Origin of the sequence: Sphingomonas sp., from assembly GCF_041661825.1 — a bacterium.
GTDB lineage: Bacteria > Pseudomonadota > Alphaproteobacteria > Sphingomonadales > Sphingomonadaceae > Sphingomonas.
Genome location: NZ_JBAZTU010000004.1, coordinates 470,853 through 493,859 on the forward strand (window position 1 = coordinate 470,853; position 23,007 = coordinate 493,859).

Sequence of the window (23,007 nt, forward strand, 5' to 3'; positions counted from 1 at the left end):
GAGCGCGGAACGGCGGAGTCAAATTTGATGGCGCGCCGGTTTTTGCGCTATTGCCAGCCGGCGCGGCTGCTGGAATCGCCAGCGCGTTGAACCGTCGGGAAGGACCCTATGAAATCGCTGTTCGATCGCCTGTTCGGGTCCCGCAAGACCGAGACGACGCCCAGCCCGACCCCGGCGGCGTCCGGAACCGATGCGCACGAGAAGATCGACTGGCTGCGCGAGTCGATCCGCTGCGATGTCGCGATCGGCTTCTATGACGAGGATGCCATCCTGACGCATGCGGTCGATTCCTATGAGGAGGAGTTCGAGCCGGCCGAGCTGCGCCGCGAAGCGCAGCGCCTGCTGCGCGAAGCACTGGCCGAGCATAAGGCGGCGCAACGCACCTGGCCGGCGCGGACGGATTGCGACCGGCTGGACGATGCCTTTGCCGCGCTGGAAGCCAAGGGCGTGATCTCGCGCCAGCATTTCACCTGTTGCGGCACCTGCGGTTCGAGCGAGATCTGGGACGAGATCGACGCAGTGCACAAAGCCGGCCGGCCGACGCGCGGTTACGCCTTTTATCATGTGCAGGACACGGAACGCGCCGCCGAGGGGGGCGGGCTCTATTTGAACTATGGCGCCTGCGAGGAGGGCGAGGAGGCTGCGCTGGCGGTGGCGAAGGATGTCGTCACGCACCTTGAGGCGCATGGACTTCGGACGGAGTGGGATGGGAGCTGGGGGCAACGGATTGCGGTGTCGCTGGATTGGAAGCGGCGGCGGTAGGGCGGCGCCCGCGTCCGGGAGTTTGGCACTAGTTTGTCTCTCTCTACCTCCTTGGCTGTTGTCCGTACGAACGGTTTATGACTATCATTTGATGTAGCATAAGCTACGAGATGCAAGCGTGGCAGAAGTCATATGGAATTGGGACCCCCAAAAGGCGGAGATCAATCGATCTAAGCACGGCCTTTCTTTCGAGGCGGCCGTCCACGTTTTTGATGATCCCTGCCTCATCTCTGATCCCGATCCTTGCGAGGTAGAGGCACGGTGGCGCACACTAGGTATGGTCATGGGCGTATTATTAATGGTCGTGCACACTGAGCCCCTCGCGGCCGGGCCTGCTGAAACGCAGGAGGGGAGAATCATAAGCGCTCGAAAGGCAACGCCCGCCGAGAGGCGCGGATATCACAATGGCTAAAGAACCTCTCGATCCCCGCATTGCGGCCGAGCTTTCCCGGCTAGCTCTACTACCCGACGATCAGATCGATACTTCTGATATAGCAGAAGTAACCGACTGGTCCCGAGCAATTCGGAGCAGGTTTTCGACAACGCCCCTGCAAGCGCGTGATTATGACATTCGTGCTATTGCTAATTGGATCCTAGATTATTTCTCCGAACTGAATATACCAGTATCCAACATGTCGTTGAATAAATTAGCTTATTTTATATTTGAACGGGGCCTTGTGGAGATGAAGGTATTATTCTCTCCAGCAAGGGTTGAAGCATGGGACCACGGCCCGGTTTTCAGGGAGATTTATCACGCCGTGAAGGGCGACGACGATAAGCCGATAGCGAAAAGGATTACTCGCTATAGTGCGCGAGATCGAGAACTCGTTGAAGCTAGGGACCAGTTTTCAAACGACGATATTGAGTTCTTTAAATCTGTAATTGACGATTACAGACGCTTCACGGCGTCCGAGCTTCGAGGCATATCGCATCGTGAAAACGGCCCTTGGGATAGAGTTTGGAAAGCTGCGGCGCCAGTAAATCCAGGAATGGTTATATCAATTGAACTAATCCTCGCTTCAGCGCCTGAGCAGCGTGACTTAGATGGACGATACTGAAAAACGTATCCAGTCACTACTGAGGCTCCCCAGCCTCATAAATTGGGTGCGCCACAATAGAAGGCGCCTCGATGATACAATATTTCAGTTGCGGGAGTTCGCCGCCAATCCGCCTCGGCACTCCTTGCAACCAGTACAAAAAATTTGCGCGGGCTTGGCCTATGGCCGGTTGGACGAAGAGGCCGCCCTAGAAAAGGCTGAGGAAATCATTAGGCCTGCGGCAAGGGCCGCGGGGAGAGAGGTAATCCCCGCTTTTTGCCGGTATTTACAAAATACCGGCATTGAAGGAGTCCCGGAATTAGATGGCTTTCAAGCCATGTACATTATTGGCAAGAAGCCAAATGGCGACCCTCTTCTCGTACCAGTCAGGCCTACTTTCGTTGGAGTGAAAAACGACAAACTAATTCCGGTGTTTGTCGTCGCTTGGGCGGAATTTAACTTGGACGGATTCCAGAAATACCTTCTTTCGACGATCATTTGCGACGCCATTCTAACCCAACAAGATTTTTTGAATTCGGATGCTGAGATCGTTGCATTTCCTAGAATTAGACACACAAAGAGTCGCGATCGGCGCGGGTGGCGAGCAAGGCAGTATAACCTCCTGACGCAAGAGGAATTGGTAGAGCAATTTGAGCGGTACAGCCGGGCTCTCCGGATAGTGATCAATGAACTGAGGGGAGAATAAGTGGGCACCCGCTAGCAAGTGGATTTCCGCGCCACGCAGGCGATCCCGCGTAAATGGCAACGCTGGTGCGCTTAATCTCTAGCATCCGGGAGGACTCAGCTCACAACATGCCCGTAAGCCGCATACAACTCCAGCACCCGTTCTGGCGTGATGCCTCTCGCCTGCGCGCTAGCAAGATCGTGCTCCTCGTTCCCCAAGGTGATGACCGGCCGCTGGCGGGCAAGTTGGGGGTGGACCCAGCAGGGCTGGTTCAGCGTGTCCCCGAACGGCGCGAGGCGGTTGGAGAACCAGCCGGTCCAGGGCCCGAGGTTCGCATAGGTCCCCTCGTCGAAGCCATCGAGATAGATTTGGAAATTGGCGCGCGAGAGCGTCGACCAGACACCGAAGCCGAATTTCTCGGCGAGGCCGTGGACTGGGATGTCGAACACGCAGCGTACGAAGAAATGCTCGCCGCCGACGACGCAGAAGTCCTCCGAGAGGAAATCGCCGTCGAAGCGGATGGCGCCGTTGGGCTCATATTCTTCCGGCCCTTCCCAGAAGTCCGGGGCGAAGGATGCCAGGTGGAACATGCCCTTATGGGTCAGGTCGCAGGAGGCGCACTTCCAGCCTGCGCCGCGCAGGCTATCGAGCGCGGACATTGGTTTTTTACGGCCGAAGAACTTCATGGAGATTCTCGGTCATTTCTTCCGTGGCCTTTTCCGCTGTCTCGCTTGGGCCGCCGCCTCCACCATTCGCGAAGAGCGAATGGTCCCCCTCCCCCGGCGAAGCCACTACTGGCTTCACACATTGCGTTGCACGGTGCAGAAATCCTTCTCCCCCTGTGGGAGAAGGTGGCGCGAAGCGCCGGATGAGGGGGAGTGAGGCTCGGAACCATCACGCCGCGTGTCCCCCTCACCCTTCCCATCGCAAGAGCGATGGGCCCCTTCCCTCTCCCACAAGGGGAGAGGGAGAAAGAGCCGCCTAGCGATGGTGAATGCCATAGGGCGAAGCCGAGGGAGGAATAGGGGGCGGCCTCACGCTCGCGTAGCCCTCACTCGGCGGCCGGCAGGTAAATCTCGCTGCCAGTCTGGCGGAATTTCTCGCTCATCTCATCCATGCCCTTTTCGGCATCGGCATTCGCAAACCGCGCCCTTGCCGCGTCGCCTTCCTGCGCCGGCGTCGCGGCAAGGAAGCTGTCCACGCCGCTATTCTGCTTCGCGGCGAAGTCGCGGACTTCCTGGGTGATCTTCATCGAGCAGAATTTGGGGCCGCACATCGAGCAGAAATGCGCGGTCTTGGCGCCTTCGGCCGGCAGGGTCTGGTCGTGGTACTGTTCCGCCGTGTCGGGATCGAGCGACAGGTTGAACTGGTCGCGCCAGCGGAATTCGAAGCGCGCGCGTGACAGGGCGTCGTCGCGCAGCTTCGCGGCCGGGTGGCCCTTGGCGAGATCGGCCGCATGGGCGGCGAGCTTGTAGGTGACCACGCCTACCTTCACGTCGTCGCGATCAGGCAAGCCGAGATGCTCCTTGGGGGTGACGTAGCAAAGCATCGCCGTGCCGTACCAGCCGATCATCGCAGCGCCGATGCCGCTGGTGATGTGATCGTAACCCGGCGCGATGTCGGTGGTGAGCGGCCCGAGCGTGTAGAAGGGCGCCTCCCCGCAAACCTCGAGCTGCTTGTCCATATTCTCCTTGATCTTGTGCATCGGCACATGGCCGGGGCCTTCGATCATGACCTGGACGTCTTCCTTCCAGGCGCGGTGGGTGAGTTCGCCGAGCGTATAGAGCTCGCTGAACTGCGCTTCGTCATTAGCGTCCGCAATGCTGCCGGGGCGGAGGCCGTCGCCGAGCGAATAGGCGATGTCATACGCCTTCATGATCTCGGTGATCTCGTCGAAGCGTTCGTAGAGGAAGCTCTCCTTGTGGTGCGCGAGGCACCATTTCGCCATGATCGAGCCGCCGCGGCTGACGATGCCGGTGACGCGCTTCGCGGTCATCGGGACGTACGCCAGGCGCACGCCGGCATGGATGGTGAAATAATCCACGCCCTGTTCGGCCTGCTCGATCAGCGTATCGCGGAAGATATCCCAGGTGAGGTCCTCGGCGACGCCGCCGACCTTTTCCAGCGCCTGGTAGATCGGCACGGTGCCGATCGGCACGGGCGAGTTGCGCAGGATCCATTCGCGGGTGTCGTGGATGTTGCGGCCGGTGGACAGGTCCATCACCGTGTCCGCGCCCCAGCGGATCGACCAGACCATCTTGTCGACTTCCGCCGCGACGTTCGAGGCGACGGCGCTGTTGCCGATATTGGCGTTGATCTTGACGAGGAAGTTGCGGCCGATCGCCATCGGCTCGGATTCGGGGTGGTTGATGTTGTTGGGGATGATCGCGCGGCCGCGCGCGACCTCGTCGCGGACGAATTCGGGCGTGACGTGATCGGGGATCGAGGCGCCCCAATCCTGGCCGTCGCGGATCAGCTTCTCCTTGGCGGCGGCGCGACCCATATTCTCGCGGATCGCGACATATTCCATTTCGGGCGTGATGATGCCGCGACGGGCATAGTGCATCTGGCTGACATTGTGGCCAGCCTTGGCGCGCAGCGGGCGCTTCACGACATTGGGGAATTGCGGCACGCCGGCGGAGCGATCCGGGCCGGACAGGCCATTGTCCTCGGGCCTGATCTCGCGGGCGTCATAGCTCTCGACGTCGCCGCGACCGATGATCCAGTCGCGGCGGAGCGAGGGCAGGCCGGCGTTGATGTCGATGACCGCCTTGGGATCGGTGTAAGGGCCCGAGGTGTCGTAGACCCGCAAGGGCGCTTCGCCGCTCGACGGCTCGAGCATGATCTCGCGCATCGCCACCCGCCATTCGCCGACATGGATTTTCCTGGAGCCGCGGATCGGGCCAGTGGTGACGCCGATTTCGGTGCGGGCGGGGATGTCGGCCATGGGTGTTCGCTCCAACGTAAACGGAGCGAGGACGGATTTCGGGTGAAAGCCGCTCCCTCCCTCCGCCGGTCTCAACCGGATCAGGTTCGGCGGGTCGGGGGCTGCAGCCCCCCTCTCAGGCGCGCATCAGCGCCCCCCCGGGGAAGAGACGGGTCTAGGCGTGTCGGCGCATAAAGAAAAGGCCGCGCGACCCGGGTCGCGCGGCCTTTCTCATGACTCTGGCCAGGGCTTAGTTGGCAGCGCTGGTCTTGAAATAGGTGCTGATCAGGCCGTTGGGGTAGAAGCCCCCGCCCGTCACCGCCGAAGAGGTGGTGTAGAGCACGTTGAGCACCTGCCCCGGCGTACGGCCGAAGACGATGCCGTCGATATTGGTCGGCGTGACATTGGCGGTGCTGGCGTTGCCGGTGACGCCCTGATCATTGTCGCTGGCGCCGTCGAACGAATCCCGCGCGTTGCTGAGCTGATCGGTCGCGGTGCGCGCCGCGGTGCCGCGGGCGTAGAGCTGCGCGCGGACCATGGCGGCGTGGAACGACTTGGTCGCCAGGGCATCGGCCGCCGCGTTGACGTAGAGCAGGTTCGCGATCGAGGGCGTCGCGCCGATATAGGCGCTGACCATCACGTCCTGCAGCATGAACGCGCCGAGCAGGAAGTTGAGCTCGCTCGCATAGGGATTGAACTGGTCGGCCGGGCCGATATAGCCGCCCGCGCGCGCCAGCCGGGTGAAACCGCCGGTGATGCCGTCGGAGATGTCGATGTTCGGCTGGGCCGAGACGGCAGCCGAGCCGATCGCCGAGCGCAGGAAGGCGAGCAGCGCGACTTCGCCCGCCGCGATCTCGCGCGCATATTGGCCGAGCACGACATCCGTGAAGGTCACCTGAGCGCCGCCCGTCACGTTGCCCTTAGTGCCGGTACCCGTGAGCAGCGCCGCACCGCCGCCAGGCAGGGTACTGGAGGCGGGGATCGCCTCGACACCCGTTCCCGTAGTGGCGAAGACGAAATATTGCGCGACCAGATATTGCAGCTGCAGCGCGAAGTTCAGGTAGTCGACGTCGAGCGCGACCGTCGACGTCGCGGTGGGCGACGGCGTGGGCGTGACGGTCGAAGTAGGCGTGGGCGTCGGCGTGCTGTCGTTGCTGCCGCCGCAGGCCGCGAGGCCCATCGCCACGGTGGCGCTGCCGGCGAGCAGCAGGAAGCGCCGGCGCGGCCCGAAGCTGCGGTCGTCCGCGGAACCGGCCATATCGGGCGCCTGGATCGGGGTATCGGTATCGATCATCGTGAAATCTTCCCTTTGGGGAGCCTGGGGGGCGATCAGTTCGCGGAGCTGGTCTTTACCGCGCCGTTGAGACCGGCGGTGTAGAAGCCGCCCGACGTGACGGCCGCGCTGTTCAGATAGAGGATGTTCAGTACCTGGCCGGTCGAGCGGCCGGCGATGAGGCCATCCGCACCGGCGGGCACGACGTTCGACTGGATCGTGGCGCCGGTCCCGGTGGGCGAGATGCCCTGATCGAGATCCGTCCCGCCGTCGAGCGCGTCGCGGAGATTGTCCGAGATCTTGTCGGCGTTCGTCCGAAGCGCCGGCGTCGCGACGCCCTTCGCATAGAGCAGCGAGCGGATCACCGCGGTGTGATGCGAATGAGCCGAGATCAGGCCGAGGACCTTGCCGAGGAAAGCCTTGTCCGAGATCGAGGCGGCGGCGCCGGCAAAGGCGGTGACGATGACATCTTCGAAGATATAGGCGCCGAGCAGGAAATTCTCGTCGCTGGCATAAGGGTCGAATGCCCCTGCCGCGGCGATGCCGGCGGCAACGGCTGCCTTGCTGAAGCCGCTGCCCGCCGCGAAGCCCAGATCGATCGCCGGCTGAGCGGTCGCACCGTCCGTGCCGAGCGTGGCGCGCAGGAAGGCGACCTGCGCCGCCAGGTCCTGCCGAATCTCGCTGGCGAATTGCGCGACGAGCGGATCGGTGAAGGTCACCTGGCGCGCGCCGGTGGCAGCGCCGGCGGTACCGACCCCGGTCAGCAGCGCGGCGGGAAGACCGGCGCCGGTGACGGCGAAGCTGTAATATTGCGCGGCGAGATAATCGAGCTGGAGCAGGAAATTGCCCATATCGTTATCGGCGATCGTCGCGGCCGAAGCCGAGGTCGCGATCGACAGGGCGCCTGCGCCGGCGGCGGTCGCCGCAGCAGCGCCGAGCGCTGCCCTGAAGAATTCCCGACGCTCGTTACGCAGCGTGGTTTCCGGCTGGAGGGCCGATTCGCTACCCTCGATCAGCTGCTGGTGTTCGGTCAAAGCGACCTCTCCTTGAGATGGTGTCCCATGCGACAGGACGGATTCAGCCACCGTTTCCCGTCATTTGCATGCCGGGAATGTCGATTCCGACCGGTTTCCGTATCCGGGTAGCCGATGTGCGGGGGCGACAGCAACAGGCGTTCGTCCCCGATCCATCGCACATCCCTCGGTCCATCTCAAAAAAGAGATCAGAAAGTATAGCCCAACCCCAATGCGCCCAACCATTGGTTGCGGCTGCCGGCGATGCTCACCACCGGACTGTCGGCGTAACTGTCCTGCATCCTGGTGTAGGAACCCATCGCGAAGATGCCCAGGCCATGGAGCAGATCCCCGGTCAAGGAATGGCCGACCACCGTGCCGAAGGTCAGATCCTTCCACCCCTTGCCCCCGGTGAACACCGGCAGGCCGCTGCGCGCCGAGCCGGCGGCGTCGACATCGAAATAGGCGCGGGAATAGCCGGCGCCGGCATAATCGGCCGAGACCGAGAGGCCGACGAACGCCGTGCGGCTGAGCGGCGTGGTATATTCGATCGACGGCGTGATGACGTAGCTACGGTAGATCTTGCTGACATCGTGCACGTAGGCGAGCTTGATCGTGAGATTGTCATAGTCGCTGGTGATCAGGCCGGTCTTGCCGATGCCGACAAAGCCGCCCGCCTCGAGCGCGATCTTGCGGGTGCCGAGCGCCTGGACCTGCGGGTCCTTGATGCGGGCGACCCGGTTGAAGTTGAGCCCGACGATCGGACCGAGCTGGATATCGAAGGACGGACCCGACGGATTCGGGATCAGATCGACATAGAGCTGGGTGTTGCGGGTCGAGAAGGCAAAACCGCCGATCTTGCCGCGCGCCGCCACCGCTGGGGCGAGGATATAGTCGTTGGAGCCTTCATAGCTGGGCATATAGGCGGCGCCGCCACCAATGGTCAGGCTGTTGCGGTTCGGGTCAGGCGCGTCCGGCGGGGGCGCTTCCTGGGCAAAGGCAGCGGTGGCGCCGGTGAAGCACATCAAGGTTGCGGCGAGAAGAGCGGTACGGTTTTCCGTGATCACATGGATACTCCAGGAACGGGTTTCGCATCGAAACGCGTCCATCAGCGCTTTGTGTCCATAACTGCAACCTAGAGCAGATAAAGCATTTTCACCTGTTGCGCATCGGTATCACCCGAAACGGTGAAACGCGCCGCCTTGAAGCTGGGCGGGCCGAAGGTGATGATCGGGTTGCGCGAGAAGCCGAAGCCCTCCTTCGGGATGCCGGCAAAGGTATCGAGCTTGCCGTTGCCGTTCTCGTCATGGATCACCGCAATCGCATAATCGCCGCGCGGCAGGCCGTCGAAGCTGATGTCGTGGCGGGTCGCCGGCACCGACCGGGTCACCGCGCGCTTGTCGTCGGTGCATTTGGGGAAGTTGGAGGGGTCCGCGGTGAGGCAGACGCGGATCAGGCCGCGCGTCGAGCGCAGCTTCGCCACGTCGAGCGACAGGTCAGAGACCGGCATCGCCCCCGGCAGCAGCGCCATCGCGGCGAGCGCCAGGCCCAGCCGCTTCACCCCCGGATGCTTTACGGCGCGCGCGTTCATGATCTCGGGCAAAATCCCCGATGCCGCGATCGGTACCGCAGAGGCGATCCCAGAATCGGAAATAGAGCCCATAATTCCCCCCATAATGCTCATGGTGCCGCTGATGATGGCTCGCGGTGATGAGCCAGGCCCCCATTCGCCCACGCCACATGAACGCAGGAAAAACCTCCCACCCCATATGGTTGGTCACACCCATAACGGTCATGACGGTGAGCACCACTCCGAGCGCGTACGGATGGATCGGAATCACGAACACCAGTAGCGGAATTGCCACAGCGCCGGTGATCGCCTCGATCGGGTGGAACGCCATCGCGGCCCAGGCAGTGGGCGGGCGGCTGGCATGATGGACCGCATGCGCGATGCGGAACGGCCGGGGCAAATGCATCCAGCGGTGCGTCCAGTAAAACCAGCTGTCGTGCGCGATCAGATAGAGCAGCACCGAGACGGGCAGGTACCAGAGCGGGAAGGCGTGGACGTCGCTGTAGATCAAGGTCCAGCCGCGATTCTGCCAGCCCCAGGCGATGATACCCGCGGGCACGCCGTAGATCGCGGCGGAGGCGAGGCTCCACCAGATCTCGCGGCGGATCTGCGGATCGAGCCCGGCATAGAGGCCGGGATGCTTGGCGCGGGTCGCCACGGCGAAGGCACCGCTGACGATCAGATAGCGCACGCCGACGATCAGCGTCATCGCGATGGCGGAAAGCAGGGCGGCGAGCGGGGCAGTCATCGGCAACCGCCTTACACGTCCAGGGGCGGACTAGACCACCATATCGGCGCAGTCGCGGGCGATTCGCTCCATCGACTCGCGCGATTCGCCGGCACGGGCACGGACGCTGAGCGAGTGAAGCACCGAGGCGACGATCGCCGTCGAAGGCCCCGGGCGCGTGCTGCCGGCGGCAACGAGCAGCTCCTCGATGCAGCGATCCTCCATCGCGAGGAACGTACCGAGCGCGGCGCGGACCTCCGGGTCGGCGGCGGCTTCAGCGGTGGCAGTGCCGATCAGCAGACAGCCGGAAGGCCCCTTTTCGCCCGACATATAGCCGTCGATCGCGCCGACCAGCATGCGCTCGACCATTTCGCGCAGCGGCAGGGCAAAACTGCCCAGCGTGGCGAAGCTGCGCTCGGCCCGATCGGTCAGCCGGGCGAGCGCAGCGAGGTACAGCGCGCGCTTGTCGCCGAACGCCGCGTAGAGGCTGGGCCGGGCAAGGCCGGTCGCATCGGCCAGTTCGTCGAGCGAGGTGCCGGCAAAGCCGTGCGTGCGGAAGCGTTCCGACGCCGCCTTGAGCGCGACATTGGCATCGAAGCTGCGCGGGCGACCGCGGGGGCGTTGTGTCAAATCTGTACCGTTTCGCAAAGAATCGTTGACTTGGGCGTATATTATGCGAAACAGTATGAAAATCAACCAAGGCACCCGGGAGGTCCCCATGAAGCTCTATTTCATTCCCTTCGCCTGCTCGCTCGCGACACGGATCGCGATCGAAGAGGCCGAGCTCGATGCCGAGTTCGTCCAGGTCCTGCCGGGCGGGCGCCTGCCCGACGGGCGACTGTTCACCGCGATCAGCCCGATGGGTTATGTGCCGGCAATGGAGACGGTCGGCGGGCTGGCGCTGACCGAAGGGCCGGCGGTGCTGACCTATATCGCCGATCTCGCCGCCGAGGGCGTGCTCGCACCGGCGCCCTATACCGAGGAGCGCTATCAGATGATGCGCTGGCTCAACTTCATCTCGACCGAGCTGCACAAATCCGCCTTCGCGCCGCTGATGAGCAAGGCAGCGCCAGAGGGTGCCAAGGCCTGGGCACGCGAGCTGGCGGCAAAGCGGCTCGACCTGCTGTCGGTCCACCTCGACGGCGCCGACTATCTGGTGGGAAGCTTCAGCGTAGCAGATGCCTATCTGCTGAGCATCCTCAACTGGTGCGAACATGCCGGCGTACCGATCGCCGACTGGCCAGTGCTGCTCGGCTGGCGGACGCGGATGCGCAAACGCCCTTCGATCGCGCGCGCGATGGGAGCAGAGATGCCGCTGCTCCAGGCCGCCTGAGCGGGACGGGACGGCGTCAGCGCTTTTTGGCGCCGTCCTTGAGGCTGAGGGGCGAGACCTTCGCCCCTTCCACCATCCAGGCGACATCCTTTCCGGTCCCGACCGCGATGGGCTTGCCCATCCATAGCGACAGGTAGACATGGATCTCGGTCGGATGCGGGTCGAGCAGATGCGTGACGAAGCCCATAACTGAATCGGCGGGCTGTGCGATGGTCAGACAGCTATTGGTGAAATCCCGCGTGGCGGCGACCCGGCCGTCGGGGCCGATGTCCACTTCGTGATGGCCACCGAACGGATAGGCGTCCTTGGCGACCATCGGCGTCAGGAGGTAAACGGGGATAGTGCCGTCGGCCAACGGCGGCAGGACCACCGTGTTATAGGACCGCTCGACGCATCTCTTGGGTGGCGTTTCCGACGCGGCCGCGCGGGCCAAGGCCATACGCTCGCCCTGCGCCGACAGGGCCTCTGTGGTGGAAGGAACCCGTTCAGCGACGACCTTGCCGCCGGCATAGTCGGCGGCATAGATCGCATAGGGCTTTGCCCCCTCGAACCCGTAATAAGTGACGGTCAGCGTCTCACCATGCGGCTCGACGACCCACCCGCGGATCGCCGCCATCTTCTCGCGGGGCAGGCCCTTGGCCAGCATCGTATCGGTGGTGTGCCAGGCGGCCTGATCGAAGGCGTAGAGTTGGGCGCCGCGACGACTGACCGTCTCCAGGTCGGCGGTCTTGATCCGCTCCTGTGCCACGGCTGGCGACAGCGTTAAGGCAACGGCGGCAATGGCGGTCAGGATACGCATGAATGGCTTCCCCTCGACATCGATCCTAGCCGGGGCCCGAAAAGGGGCAAGCGCGCGATTTGCACGACGAAGCGATTCGGCTACGCCAGCACCATGCCCGCCCTCCTCTCCTGCGATATCGCGATCGTCGGCGCCGGGCTGGCCGGCGGGCTGGTGACGCTGGCGTTGAAGAAGAAGCATCCCGATCTCGATATCAGGCTGATCGAGGGATCCGGCGGAGTCGGCGGCAACCATCTCTGGTCCTTCTTCGCCAGCGACGTGGCCGACGCCGACCGGTGGATCGTCGCCCCGCTGATCAGCTATGGCTGGAAAAGCTATGATATCGCCTTCCCGGCGCACCGCCGCACCCTGAATGCGGCCTATTATTCGATCGAATCCGAACGGCTCGACGCCGTGGTGCGCGCCGCCCTGCCCGAAGGCGCGCTGATGACCCGGCGCAAGGTGCTGGGCGCCAGCCCGACCGCGGTGGTGCTGGCCGATGGCGACCGCATCCAGGCCAGAGGCGTGATCGACGCGCGCGGGCCGGGCGATCTCGGGCTGCTCGAGCTGGGCTGGCAGAAATTCCTGGGGCGAGAATTCCGTCTGGCGGAGGATCACGCCGCACCGAATCCGATGGTGATGGACGCGACCGTGGAGCAGATCGACGGATATCGTTTCGTCTATTGCCTACCCTTCGCGGCGACCCGGATGTTCGTCGAGGACACCTATTACAGCGACACGCCCGGGTTCGACCGGGCAGTGCTGTCCCAGCGGATCGACGATTATGTCGGCGCGCGCGGCTGGCAGGTCGATCATGTCGCGCGCGAGGAAGCCGGGGTTCTGCCGGTCGCGATGGGCGGCGATTTCGAGGAATATTGGCGCAGCGGCGGCAACAAGGTTGCCAAGGCGGGCATGCGCGCCGGGCTGTTCCACCCGACCACCGGCTATTCCCTGCCCGATGCGGTGCGCACCGCATCGCTGATCGCGCGGACGACCGACCTGTCGGGCAAGGCGCTGCACGACCTGACCTATGGCCTGGCGCGGTCGACCTGGCGCAAACGCGGTTTCTACCGGATGCTCGACAAGATGCTGTTCAAGGCGGCCGAGCCCGCGGAACGCTATCGTATCCTGGAACGCTTCTATCGGCTCGATCCCCGTCTTATAGGCCGTTTCTATGCTGGAAGATCGACCATCGCCGACAAGGCCCGCGTCTTGATGGGCAAGCCCCCCGTACCCGTGGGCCGCGCCCTGGAAGCTATTGCCGGCGCGCGCCCGACCCTGCACCGGAACCCGACATGAGCCGCACTGCCATCGTCATCGGCGCCGGGTTCGGCGGGCTCGCGCTCGGCATCCGCCTGCAATCCGCGGGGGTCGAAACGACCATCGTCGAGGCGCGCGACAAGCCAGGCGGGCGTGCCTATGTCTGGGAGAAGGACGGCTTCACCTTCGATGCCGGGCCGACCGTCATCACCGATCCGCCCTGTCTGCAGGAATTATGGGCGTTGACCGGGCGCAATATGGCCGACGACGTGACGCTCGAGCCGGTGCTGCCCTTCTATCGGCTCAACTGGCCCGACGGGACCAGCTTCGACTACACCAACGACGACAGCGTGCTGATGGCGGAGATCGCCAAGCTCAATCCCGAGGATGTCGCCGGGTATCGCAAGTTCCTCGATTATGCCGCCGGGGTATATCAGGAAGGCTATGTGAAGCTCGGCCATGTCGCGTTCCTCGACTTTGCGTCAATGATCAAGGCAGCGCCGTCGCTGATGAAATATCAGGCATGGCGATCCGTCTATTCGATCGTGTCGAGCTTCGTGAAGGACGAGCATCTGCGCCAGGCGCTGAGCTTCCACACCTTGCTCGTCGGCGGCAACCCAATGACCACCAGCGCGATCTATGCGCTGATCCACAAGCTGGAGCGTGACGGCGGCGTGTGGTTTGCCAAGGGCGGTACCAACAAGCTGATCGCGGGCATGGTGACGCATTTCGAGCGGCTGGGCGGGGTGCTTCGCCTGAACGATCCGGTGACGAGCATCGAGACGCTGGGCGACAAGGCGACCGGCGTGGTCACTGCCTCGGGCTGGGAGGGCAAGGCGGACATGGTGGCCTGCAACGGCGATGTGGTCCACACCTATCGCGACCTGTTGAAGACCTCGCGCAGCGCGCAGCGCAAGGCGCCGAAGCTGGAACGCAAGCGCTTCTCGCCCTCGCTGTTCGTGGTGCATTTCGGGATCAAGGGGACCTGGCCCGGCATCCCGCATCACATGATCCTGTTCGGCCCGCGCTACAAAGGGTTGCTGAGCGACCTGTACGATACGGGCGTGCTGCCAGAGGACTTCTCGCTCTATCTCCACCACCCGACCGTGACCGATCCGAGCCTGGCGCCAGAGGGGCATTCGACCTTCTACGCGCTGGCGCCGGTGCCGCATCTCGGCAAATTCCCGGTCGACTGGGCCGAGATCGGGCCGATCCTGGAGAAGCGCATCCTCGACGAGGTCGGGCGGCGCCTGATCCCCGATATCCATGAGCGGATCGTGACCAAGTTCCATTATGCGCCGAGCGATTTCGCGGCGGACCTGAACGCGCACCTCGGCAGCGCCTTCAGTCTCGAGCCGATCCTGACGCAGAGCGCCTGGTTCCGCGTGCACAATCGCGACGACGAGATTCCGAACCTGTATTTCGTCGGCGCAGGCACGCATCCGGGCGCCGGCATTCCTGGGGTCGTCGGCAGCGCCAAGGCAACGGCGGCATTGATGCTGGAGGGGCCTCGGTGAGCGACGCCCTCACGGAGATCGTCAATCAGGACTGGAGTTGGGCCGGCATATCCGCCGCGGCGGTGACAGCCGTCAGCCCGATGGGTCATCTCATCGTACGGGATGAGGCTGGCGCCTTCTGGTATCTCGACCCCGAAATGGTGACGCTCGAACAGGTAGCGATCGACGAAACCGGCCTGTTCGCCCATATGAACCAGGCTGAGACTCGCGAGGTCTGGGAATCGCTGGCGCTGGTCGAGGCAGCGCACGACCAGTTTGGCGACCCCGGCGAGGGCCGCTGTTACGCGCTGAAGGTACCGGCGCTGTTGGGGGGCGAGTATGTGCCCGAGAATCTCTGTACCATTCCGATCGCCGAACTCATCTCCTTCACCGGGAGTCTCGGCCTGCAGACCCGCGACCTTCCCGACGGCCACAAGGTCGTCATCAAAATGGTAGATTGATCCTGTGAAACGCCTTGCCGTTTATTGTGGCTCCGCGAGCCCGAGCGACCCCGTCTATATCGAGTCCGCCCGCGAGGTCGGCCGCACCCTGGCCGAGCGCGGGATCGGCGTCGTCTATGGCGGCGGGCGGCTTGGGCTGATGGGAGCGATCGCCGACAGCGCGCTCGAAGCGGGTGGTGAAGTGATCGGGATCATCCCGACCGCGCTGGTGAATGCCGAGGTGGCGCATCGCGGGCTGACCGAATTGCACGTCGTCGACACGATGCACCAGCGCAAACAGGCCTTCACCGACCTGTCCGACGGCTTTGTCAACCTGCCCGGCGGCACCGGCACGATGGACGAATTGTGGGAAGCGCTGAGTTGGGCGCAGATCGGCTATCATGCCAAGCCGGTCGGGCTGCTCAATGTCGCCAGCTATTACGACCATCTGATCGCCTTTTACGAAAAGATGGGCGAGGTCGGTTTCCTGCGGCCGCAGCATCAGGGCATCCTGCTGATCGACGACCAGCTCGACGGACTGCTGGCCAAGATGGCGGATCACACGCCGATCGAGACGATCACCAAGATGCGCGCCAAGGACCTGTGAGCGGCGACCTGCCGAGCCGCGACGCGATCGTCGCGACGGCGGCGGAATCGATCGCGCGCGGATCGAAGAGCTTTGCAGCGGCGAGCCGGCTGTTCGACCGCAAGACACGGGAGCGGGCGTGGCTGCTCTATGCCTGGTGCCGCAAATGCGACGATATCGCCGACGGTCAGGACCATGGTCATGGCATGACGATCGTCGAGGATGCCCCCGCGCGGCTCGTGCGGATCTCGGCGATGACCGAAGCCGCGCTCGCCGGCGACTGGGTGGGCGATCCGGCGTTCGACGCGCTGCGCATCGTCGCGGCCGAGACGCAAATGCCGCCGCGGTTCGCGCGCGACCTGATCGCGGGGTTCGCGCTCGACGCCGAGGACTGGCGGCCGCGCAGCGAGGCTGACCTCTACAAATATTGCTATCATGTCGCGGGCGCGGTCGGCTGTATGATGGCGGTGGCGATGGGCGTCTCCCCCGAGGACGAGGCGACGCTCGACCGGGCCTGCGATCTCGGCATCGCCTTCCAGCTCGCCAATATCGCGCGCGATGTGGAGGAGGATGACCGGGTCGGGCGCTGCTATCTGCCCGAGGAATGGCTGGTCGAGATGGACATTCCGCCTGGCCAGCACATGAAGCCGCCCTTTCGCCAGCGGCTGGCAGTGTTGGCGAAGCGGCTGGCGGCACGCGCCGCCGAATTCGAAGCCAGCGCGCGAGCGGGCACGCCAACCCTTCCGCTGCGATCGGCCTGGGCGGTGCTGGCGGCGGCGGGCATCTATGGCGCGATCGGGCGCACGGTCGCCGAGCGCGGCGAGCATGCCTGGGACCACCGCGTCACCACCTCCATGGCTGCCAAGATCGTCATGATCGCGCGCGCGGCGCGAGAGGCGATCGAGCGCCGGACGCTCTATCCGCCCCTGCCGCGCGACCCGAACTTGTGGACAAGGCCGCGCTAACCTTTTCCGGTGACCGTCGCGATACCTTCCGGCCCTAGCCGTGGATACATGACCATGCTTTCCCATCGCTTCTCCCGCGCGCTCGCGCAGGGACGCGCCAAGCCGGCGGAAGCGCCGAGCCGCGCGTCGCTGCTCGCGATCCTGCTGAGGAAACGCGCGGTCGCGCACAACCAGGGCGCGGACGAATTGGAATCGCTGCTGCGCGACCAGATCCGCTGGTCGCTGCCAATCGTGCGCGATGACGAGAAAATCTCAGCCGAGTAGAGGCTCACCGGGATAGGGTTTGCGGTGCGCCCAAATACCGAGCGCGCCACCCAATAACGGCAGCACCACGGCACAGGCCTGCATCCACAACGGGTGCGGCAGCGTCAGCATATTGGCGATACTGTCGACGAGCACGACCAGCGCGACGATCCAGCCCGCGGTACGCCAATCGCTGACACGAAGCGCCAGCCAGGCACCCGCCAGCGGACCGACGAGCCAGCCCAGCGCAACGAGAAGCTTCGCCGTCATCGACATGCTGCCGACGATAGCGGTCAATGCAACGGGGTCGTCGCTCTCAAGCTCGGGCACGGGGTAGAGGTAGCCGGCGATCCAAAGGATCAGCAGCGCCACCAGTACGCCCAGAATGATGCTCAGAATCTTGCGCATTGCCCGCCCGTCGCCATGAACGGCCAACCTAGCAGGGGTGCGTAAAAGCGGAAGGCGCTATCAGCCGCCGCGGCGCTGGCGATCGAGCTGGACGAGCTGCGGCCGGTTCGACCGGCAGGCTGCACTGATCACCGGATAGTCGATATCGCTGTTGCGCTGGAGCATGGCAGGCATCGCCGCCTGGCATTGCGCGACCGTCGCGTAGCGCACGGGCACGACACGCGCCTCGGCGCACTGCGTCGAACCATCCCCGCAGCCCATGATCGCCATGACGAAGTAAAACGGTTCCATGCTTCGGCTCCCAGTCAAGGCATCAATCGACGAAGCGAGACTCTTGTTCCGTGAAATGCTTTCGATTGAGGTCGGGCTGCCTATATTGGTCCGCAATGCCCCCCATGACTGAACCGACCCGCATCGAGCGCCCGCTGATTCCGACGCTCCGGCGCTTCCTGCCCTATCTGTGGCCGGCCGATGCGCCGATGCTGCGGCTGCGCATCGTCGTCGCGCTGCTGCTCGTGCTCGGCTCCAAGCTGGTCCAGGTATATGGCGCGCCCTTCGCGCTGCAGGGCGCGATCGACGGCATGGGCGCGGGCGATCGCAGCGCGACGACGCTGATCCTGTTGCTGGTGATCGGCTATGCCGCCGCGCGGTTCGGATCGGTGGTGTTCGACAATCTGCGCAACGCGGTGTTCGAGCGGGTCGGGCAGGAAGCGACGCGGCGGCTGGCAGCGGCGGTGTTCCGGCATCTCCACCGATTGTCGCTGCGCTTCCACCTCGAACGGCGCACCGGCGCGGTGACCAAGGTGGTCGAGCGCGGCACCAAGAGCATCGACACGATGCTCTATTTCCTGCTGTTCAACATCGCGCCGACCGTGCTCGAGCTGAGCCTGGTGCTCGGCATCTTCTGGAGCAAGTTCGGGCCCGGTCTGGTCGTCGGCACCCTGGTGATGGTCGCGGCCTATATCGTCTTCACCCGCATCGTGACTGACTGGCGCGCGGCGCTGCGTTCACGGATGAACGATCTCGACACCGGGGCGGTGGCGCATGCGGTGGATTCGCTGCTGAATTTCGAGACGGTTAAATATTTCGGCGCCGAGGAGCGCGAAGCGAAGCGGTACGACGAAGGCATCGCCGCCTATGCCAGTGCCGCAGTGATCAGCGAGAATTCGCTCGCCTGGCTGAATATCGGTCAGGCGCTGATCACCAACCTGATGATGGCGGGCGGCATGGCGCTGGTCGTGTGGGGCTGGAGCGAGGGACGTTACACCGCCGGCAATGTCGTGCTGGTCAGCACCCTGCTTGCCCAGCTGTTCCGGCCGCTCGACCTGCTCGGTATGGTCTATCGCACGATCCGCCAGGGCGTGATCGACATGGGCGCGATGTTCGACCTGATCGACACGCCGTCCGAAGTGGTCGATATGCCGGGCGCGAAGCCGCTGGTGGTCGGTGCCGGGCATGTGCGGTTCGAGGACGTGCGCTTCGGCTATGATGCCGGCCAGCCGATCCTGAAGGGCATCGATCTCGATATTCCCGCCGGCCACACGCTGGCAGTGGTCGGGCCGTCAGGTGCGGGCAAATCCACGCTCGCGCGGCTGATGTACCGGTTCTACGACCTCACGGGCGGCCGCATCACCATCGACGGGCAGGATATCGCGGCGGTCACGCAGGATTCGCTGCGCGCGGCGATCGGTATCGTCCCGCAGGACACGGTACTGTTCAACGACACGATCGGCTACAACATCGCCTATGGCCGCGAAGGCGCGGATCAGGAGGATATCGAGCGCGCGGCGCGAGGTGCCGCGATCGCCGAGTTCATCGAGCGCCAGCCCTTGGGGTACGAGACCCGGGTCGGCGAGCGCGGGCTCAAGCTGTCGGGCGGCGAAAAGCAGCGTGTGGCGATCGCCCGGACTCTGCTCAAGAACCCGCCGATCCTGATCCTCGATGAAGCGACCAGCGCGCTCGACAGCCGCACCGAAGCGGAGATTCAGGCGACGCTGGAGGATATCGGCCGCGGCCGATCCACCATCGTGATCGCGCATCGGCTGTCGACCGTGGTCCATGCCGACGAGATCGTCGTGCTCGAGTCGGGCCGGGTGGTCGAGCGCGGCAGCCATTCGGCGCTGCTGCGCAAGGACGGGCTCTATGCCGAGATGTGGAACCGCCAGGCGCAGGAGCGCGAAGAGGGCGCACTGGCAGCGGAATGAGGCTCAGGCCAGCGGTTCGGCCAACAAGTCCTGCCACTCCGGATGCCGTTCGATATAGGCCCTCACGAACTTGCACACCGGCCGCACCTTCAACCCGCGGTCGCGGACCTGGGCCAGTGCACCCGAGATCAGCCGGCTGGCCACGCCATGGCCCTCGAGCGCCGGCGGGACGATGGTGTGGGTGAACGTGATCACATCGCCGTCGAGCGTGTACTCGCTGAAGGAGAGATGGCGATCGACCACCAGCTCGAAGCGATGGGCGGTTGCGTTGTCGCGGACTTCGGTCATGGGCCGTCGCTAACAGGAAGGCGCGGTCCGTGGCCAGCCATGACTCACCATATACCCCAAGGCGCCGCATGGCTTTTTGATGCGGCGGGATTATGTGAGGCAGTGTGATCGATCCGCTTCCCGTCCTGCAATCCACTTTCGGCTTTCCCGAGTTCCGCGGCGTCCAGCGCCAGGTGGTCGATCGCGTGCTCGCCGGCCAGAATACGCTGGCGGTGATGCCGACCGGTGCGGGCAAGTCGCTCTGCTATCAATTGCCGGCCGTGATGCTCGACGGCACCTGCGTCATCGTCTCGCCGCTGATCGCGCTGATGCATGATCAGCTGCGCGCGGCCGAGGCGATCGGCATCCGCGCCGCGACCTTGACCTCGGTCGACACCAACCAGATGGAGACGATCGGCCGGTTCCGCGCTGGCGAGCTCGATCTGCTTTACGTCGCACCCGAGCGCGCCTCGGGCGAAAGCTTCCGCAATTTGCTCGGCCAGGCGCCGCTCGCGCTGTTCGCGATCGACGAGGCGCATTGCGTCTCCGAATGGGGGCATGATTTCCGGCCCGATTACCGGTTACTGCGGCCATTGTTCGACCATTTCCCCGACGTGCCTCGGCTTGCGCTGACCGCGACGGCCGATGCGCATACCCGCGCCGACATCCTCGACCAGCTCGGCATCCCGCGTGACGGCAAGATCGTCGCGGGGTTCGACCGGCCCAACATCCGCTATGCGATCTCGCCCAAGGACAATACGACCCGCCAGATCGCCGACCTGATCGCGGAGCAGCCTGGGCCCGGCATCGTCTATGCCCAGACGCGCAAGGCAGTCGAGCAGCTCGCCGAGAAGCTCGCGGCGACGGGCAGGTCGACCCGGCCCTATCATGCGGGCCTCGAACCGCATGTCCGCGCACGCAACCAGGCCGATTTCGTCGCGTCCGAGGATATGGTGATGGTCGCCACGGTCGCGTTCGGCATGGGCATCGACAAGCCCGACGTACGCTTCGTCGCGCATGCCGGACTGCCGAAATCGATCGAGGCCTATTATCAGGAGACCGGCCGCGCCGGGCGCGACGGCGACCCGGCCACCGCGCATCTCTTCTGGGGGGCGGAGGATTTCGCCAAGGCGCGCCAGCGGATCGCCGAAGTGGAACCGCACCGCCAGTCGGGCGAGCGCACCCGGCTCACCGCATTGGGCGCGCTGGTCGAGACGGCGGGGTGCCGAAGGCGCATCCTGCTCAAGCATTTCGGCGACGATTCACCTGAAATCTGCGGCAATTGCGACAATTGCCTCAATCCGCCGAGCGCGGTCGACGCGACCGAAGTGGCGCGCAAATTCCTGTCGGCGGTGTTCCGCACCGGGCAGAGCTTCGGCGTCGGTTATATCGAGAGTATCCTGACCGGCCAGTCGAGCGAGCGCAGCCTGATGAACGGGCATGAGGCGCTGGGCGTGTTCGGCGTCGCCTCCGACCCTGAGGAGGCAGTGCTGATCAAGCCGGTCGCGCGCGCGCTGCTGTTGCGCGATGCGCTCCGCGCCAATGATTTCGGCGGGCTTGAGTTCGGGCCCGAGGCGCGGGCGATATTGAAGGGCGAGTCCGAAGTAGCGCTGATCCTGCCGCCCAAGCGCGAGCGGCGGCGGCGTGGCGGCACGAGTGTGGCCAATCCGGTCGGTGATCCGCTGTTCGAGGCGCTGCGTGCCAAGCGTCGCGAGCTGGCGCAGGAGGCGCAGGTGCCGCCCTATGTCATCTTCCATGATTCGGTGCTGCGCGAGATGGCCACGGCCAAGCCGGCGAACCTGGCCGCGCTTGGGCGCATCTCAGGCATTGGAGCACGCAAGCTGGACGCCTATGGTGACGCCTTCCTCAACGTGATCCGGGAGGCGGCATGATCAAGGTCCTGATGCAGCGTCGCGTGCCGCCGGGCTTCGACACCGATGATGACGAGCAGCTCGCGCGCCACGCGAGGATCGCGGCCGACGCGCTGGCGACGATCGGCGGCGGTGCGCACTGGATCACCTCCTATATCGCCGACGACACCATCTTCAGCGTGGTCGTTTTCCCCAGCGAGGCCGATGTCGAACGCTTTCGACAGGCTGCGGGCATCACCGACCAGACCAGCGTCGTGCGACGTATCAGCCGGACGTTCGACGCTTCCTTCGCCGACGCGCCTTTGAGGAGACCATGATGAGACCCATGCCGACTAGGACCGCCCGCTCATGATCCGCCGGATCGACGACAGCATCTCGGTCGCCCCGCAGATCACGCCCGAAGACGTGGCCGAAATCGCGCGCGCCGGCTTCACCGCCATCGTCAATAACCGGCCCGACGACGAGGAAGGCGGCCAGCCCGAGGGCGATGCGATCCGCGCCGCGGCCGAAGCGGCGGGGCTGAGCTATACCGCGATCCCGATCACCCATGCCGGATTCTCGGGCAATCAGGTCGATGCGATGGTCGCCGCGCTTGAAGCGGCGGGCGGGCCGGTACTGGCCTATTGCCGGTCGGGCACCCGCTCCTGCAGTCTCTGGGCGCTGGCGCAGGCCAAGATGGGCGAGCATCCCGACCGGCTGATGGCCAAGGCCGCGGCGACGGGATACGACCTGACCGGCATCCGCCCCATGCTCGACGCGCTCGCGGGCGGCAGGTGAACTGGGCCCAGCTTGGCGGGTCGATCGCGGCGATCCTGGCATTGGCCGGGATCGCGCGCTGGCTGAAGCTTGGCGAGAGCAGGATCGGCAGCGCGGCCGAGGCACGCGAGATCGCCGAGGACATGCTCGCCGGCTTTTATGCCCATGCTGCCCTGGTCAGCCAGGATGGCGGGGCGGCGATCGTCGCGGGCAATGGCGCGATCGCGGTGCTGAAGCGGCATGGCGCGCGGGTGGCCGCGCGGCGGCTGCTCCCGCCGCTGTCGATCGGGCCGGCGATCGAGGGCGTGACCGTTCGAACGGGCGAGCGGCTGTTCGGCGACGTGACCTTGCTCGGCGTGCTCGAGTCCGATGTGCGCGGGCTGGAAGCGTCGCTGACAAGGGTGTAA

At 64.7% G+C, this 23,007-nt stretch carries 28 protein-coding genes and 1 riboswitch; of the genes, 16 read left to right on the forward strand and 12 right to left on the reverse strand.

The annotated features are described in order from the left end of the window. Window positions 1-108 precede the first annotated feature (108 nt). From WC729_RS20800 to WC729_RS20815, 4 genes are all read left to right on the forward strand, one after another. Window positions 109-762: a hypothetical protein gene (locus WC729_RS20800; protein WP_372856336.1), complete on the forward strand. Its 654-nt coding sequence runs from the start codon at window positions 109-111 to the stop codon at window positions 760-762. A 118-nt stretch (window positions 763-880) separates the two neighbouring features. Then, on the forward strand, window positions 881-1,174 hold the full coding sequence (locus tag WC729_RS20805; RefSeq protein ID WP_372856337.1) for a BrnT family toxin: 294 nt from the start codon (window positions 881-883) through the stop codon (window positions 1,172-1,174). Then, on the forward strand, window positions 1,167-1,820 hold the full coding sequence (locus WC729_RS20810) for a Panacea domain-containing protein (protein WP_372856338.1): 654 nt from the start codon (window positions 1,167-1,169) through the stop codon (window positions 1,818-1,820). The genes WC729_RS20805 and WC729_RS20810 overlap by 8 nt, the downstream gene beginning before the upstream one ends. Next, a complete protein-coding gene (locus WC729_RS20815; protein WP_372856339.1) occupies window positions 1,807-2,505 on the forward strand; it encodes a hypothetical protein in 699 nt (232 codons plus the stop codon). Before WC729_RS20810 ends, WC729_RS20815 begins: the two co-directional genes overlap by 14 nt. Window positions 2,506-2,600: 95 nt before the next feature. Here the strand turns inward: WC729_RS20815 and WC729_RS20820 are convergent, their stop codons facing one another. The 8 genes from WC729_RS20820 to WC729_RS20855 form a co-directional block, all read right to left on the reverse strand. After that, a complete protein-coding gene (locus tag WC729_RS20820) occupies window positions 2,601-3,170 on the reverse strand; it encodes a DUF2199 domain-containing protein (RefSeq protein ID WP_372856340.1) in 570 nt (189 codons plus the stop codon). A 365-nt stretch (window positions 3,171-3,535) separates the two neighbouring features. After that, the gene (gene thiC / locus WC729_RS20825; RefSeq protein WP_372856341.1) at window positions 3,536-5,431 is read right to left on the reverse strand and encodes a phosphomethylpyrimidine synthase ThiC; all 1,896 of its coding nucleotides are present in this window, start codon (window positions 5,429-5,431) and stop codon (window positions 3,536-3,538) included. Window positions 5,432-5,471: 40 nt separating this feature from the next. Continuing rightward, a riboswitch (TPP riboswitch) is annotated at window positions 5,472-5,580 on the reverse strand. An 80-nt stretch (window positions 5,581-5,660) separates the two neighbouring features. Continuing rightward, complete coding sequence (locus WC729_RS20830) at window positions 5,661-6,704, reverse strand: ferritin-like domain-containing protein (RefSeq protein ID WP_372856342.1); 1,044 nt, start codon at window positions 6,702-6,704, stop codon at window positions 5,661-5,663. A 35-nt stretch (window positions 6,705-6,739) separates the two neighbouring features. Next, a complete protein-coding gene (locus tag WC729_RS20835) occupies window positions 6,740-7,717 on the reverse strand; it encodes a ferritin-like domain-containing protein (RefSeq protein ID WP_372856343.1) in 978 nt (325 codons plus the stop codon). A gap of 188 nt (window positions 7,718-7,905) precedes the next feature. Continuing rightward, on the reverse strand, window positions 7,906-8,763 hold the full coding sequence (locus tag WC729_RS20840; protein ID WP_372856344.1) for a MipA/OmpV family protein: 858 nt from the start codon (window positions 8,761-8,763) through the stop codon (window positions 7,906-7,908). 68 nt (window positions 8,764-8,831) lie between these two features. Next, window positions 8,832-9,257, reverse strand: coding sequence for a DUF2141 domain-containing protein (locus WC729_RS20845; protein ID WP_372856345.1), 426 nt, complete (start codon window positions 9,255-9,257; stop codon window positions 8,832-8,834). Further along, on the reverse strand, window positions 9,193-10,014 hold the full coding sequence (locus WC729_RS20850; RefSeq protein WP_372856346.1) for a sterol desaturase family protein: 822 nt from the start codon (window positions 10,012-10,014) through the stop codon (window positions 9,193-9,195). Before WC729_RS20850 ends, WC729_RS20845 begins: the two co-directional genes overlap by 65 nt. A gap of 30 nt (window positions 10,015-10,044) precedes the next feature. Beyond that, window positions 10,045-10,623, reverse strand: coding sequence for a TetR/AcrR family transcriptional regulator (locus tag WC729_RS20855; protein WP_372856347.1), 579 nt, complete (start codon window positions 10,621-10,623; stop codon window positions 10,045-10,047). 88 nt (window positions 10,624-10,711) lie between these two features. Between WC729_RS20855 and WC729_RS20860 the strand changes: the two genes are divergently transcribed. Beyond that, complete coding sequence (locus WC729_RS20860) at window positions 10,712-11,326, forward strand: glutathione binding-like protein (RefSeq protein ID WP_372856348.1); 615 nt, start codon at window positions 10,712-10,714, stop codon at window positions 11,324-11,326. Between the two features lie 16 nt (window positions 11,327-11,342). On the opposite strand, the gene WC729_RS20865 is transcribed toward WC729_RS20860, so the two are convergent. After that, window positions 11,343-12,125, reverse strand: coding sequence for a hypothetical protein (locus WC729_RS20865; protein ID WP_372856349.1), 783 nt, complete (start codon window positions 12,123-12,125; stop codon window positions 11,343-11,345). Window positions 12,126-12,218: 93 nt separating this feature from the next. Between WC729_RS20865 and crtY the strand changes: the two genes are divergently transcribed. Genes crtY through WC729_RS20895 form a run of 6 tightly spaced genes read left to right on the forward strand, consistent with a single transcriptional unit; the run spans window position 12,219 to window position 17,115 of the window. After that, the gene (gene crtY, locus WC729_RS20870) at window positions 12,219-13,403 is read left to right on the forward strand and encodes a lycopene beta-cyclase CrtY (RefSeq protein ID WP_372856350.1); all 1,185 of its coding nucleotides are present in this window, start codon (window positions 12,219-12,221) and stop codon (window positions 13,401-13,403) included. Beyond that, a complete protein-coding gene (locus WC729_RS20875; RefSeq protein WP_372856351.1) occupies window positions 13,400-14,881 on the forward strand; it encodes a phytoene desaturase in 1,482 nt (493 codons plus the stop codon). The genes crtY and WC729_RS20875 overlap by 4 nt, the downstream gene beginning before the upstream one ends. Continuing rightward, window positions 14,878-15,321: a T6SS immunity protein Tdi1 domain-containing protein gene (locus WC729_RS20880; protein ID WP_372856352.1), complete on the forward strand. Its 444-nt coding sequence runs from the start codon at window positions 14,878-14,880 to the stop codon at window positions 15,319-15,321. The genes WC729_RS20875 and WC729_RS20880 overlap by 4 nt, the downstream gene beginning before the upstream one ends. A 4-nt stretch (window positions 15,322-15,325) precedes the next feature. Then, window positions 15,326-15,907 (forward strand): TIGR00730 family Rossman fold protein, encoded by a 582-nt coding sequence (locus WC729_RS20885; protein ID WP_372856353.1) that lies wholly within the window; start codon window positions 15,326-15,328, stop codon window positions 15,905-15,907. After that, window positions 15,904-16,851: a phytoene/squalene synthase family protein gene (locus tag WC729_RS20890; protein ID WP_372856354.1), complete on the forward strand. Its 948-nt coding sequence runs from the start codon at window positions 15,904-15,906 to the stop codon at window positions 16,849-16,851. The genes WC729_RS20885 and WC729_RS20890 overlap by 4 nt, the downstream gene beginning before the upstream one ends. Window positions 16,852-16,899: 48 nt before the next feature. Continuing rightward, window positions 16,900-17,115 (forward strand): hypothetical protein, encoded by a 216-nt coding sequence (locus tag WC729_RS20895; RefSeq protein WP_372856355.1) that lies wholly within the window; start codon window positions 16,900-16,902, stop codon window positions 17,113-17,115. Here the strand turns inward: WC729_RS20895 and WC729_RS20900 are convergent. After that, window positions 17,104-17,502, reverse strand: coding sequence for a hypothetical protein (locus WC729_RS20900; RefSeq protein WP_372856356.1), 399 nt, complete (start codon window positions 17,500-17,502; stop codon window positions 17,104-17,106). The two genes, WC729_RS20895 and WC729_RS20900, sit on opposite strands and share 12 nt — an antisense overlap. Window positions 17,503-17,562: 60 nt before the next feature. Further along, window positions 17,563-17,793 (reverse strand): hypothetical protein, encoded by a 231-nt coding sequence (locus WC729_RS20905; RefSeq protein ID WP_372856357.1) that lies wholly within the window; start codon window positions 17,791-17,793, stop codon window positions 17,563-17,565. A 95-nt stretch (window positions 17,794-17,888) separates the two neighbouring features. Between WC729_RS20905 and WC729_RS20910 the strand changes: the two genes are divergently transcribed. Then, window positions 17,889-19,706 (forward strand): ABC transporter ATP-binding protein/permease, encoded by a 1,818-nt coding sequence (locus WC729_RS20910; RefSeq protein WP_372856358.1) that lies wholly within the window; start codon window positions 17,889-17,891, stop codon window positions 19,704-19,706. Between the two features lie 3 nt (window positions 19,707-19,709). Here WC729_RS20910 and WC729_RS20915 read toward each other — a convergent pair whose 3' ends face one another. Beyond that, window positions 19,710-19,994 (reverse strand): GNAT family N-acetyltransferase, encoded by a 285-nt coding sequence (locus WC729_RS20915; protein ID WP_372856359.1) that lies wholly within the window; start codon window positions 19,992-19,994, stop codon window positions 19,710-19,712. A 104-nt stretch (window positions 19,995-20,098) separates the two neighbouring features. Here WC729_RS20915 and recQ point away from each other — a divergent pair, with 104 nt between their 5' ends. Genes recQ through WC729_RS20935 form a run of 4 tightly spaced genes read left to right on the forward strand, consistent with a single transcriptional unit; the run spans window position 20,099 to window position 23,007 of the window. Beyond that, a complete protein-coding gene (recQ, locus tag WC729_RS20920) occupies window positions 20,099-21,865 on the forward strand; it encodes a DNA helicase RecQ (RefSeq protein WP_372856360.1) in 1,767 nt (588 codons plus the stop codon). Beyond that, window positions 21,862-22,161, forward strand: a complete 300-nt coding sequence (locus WC729_RS20925) for a hypothetical protein (protein WP_372856361.1) — start codon at window positions 21,862-21,864, stop codon at window positions 22,159-22,161. The genes recQ and WC729_RS20925 overlap by 4 nt, the downstream gene beginning before the upstream one ends. A gap of 31 nt (window positions 22,162-22,192) precedes the next feature. Beyond that, complete coding sequence (locus tag WC729_RS20930; protein WP_372856362.1) at window positions 22,193-22,621, forward strand: TIGR01244 family sulfur transferase; 429 nt, start codon at window positions 22,193-22,195, stop codon at window positions 22,619-22,621. Next, window positions 22,618-23,007 (forward strand): hypothetical protein, encoded by a 390-nt coding sequence (locus tag WC729_RS20935; RefSeq protein ID WP_372856363.1) that lies wholly within the window; start codon window positions 22,618-22,620, stop codon window positions 23,005-23,007. The genes WC729_RS20930 and WC729_RS20935 overlap by 4 nt, the downstream gene beginning before the upstream one ends.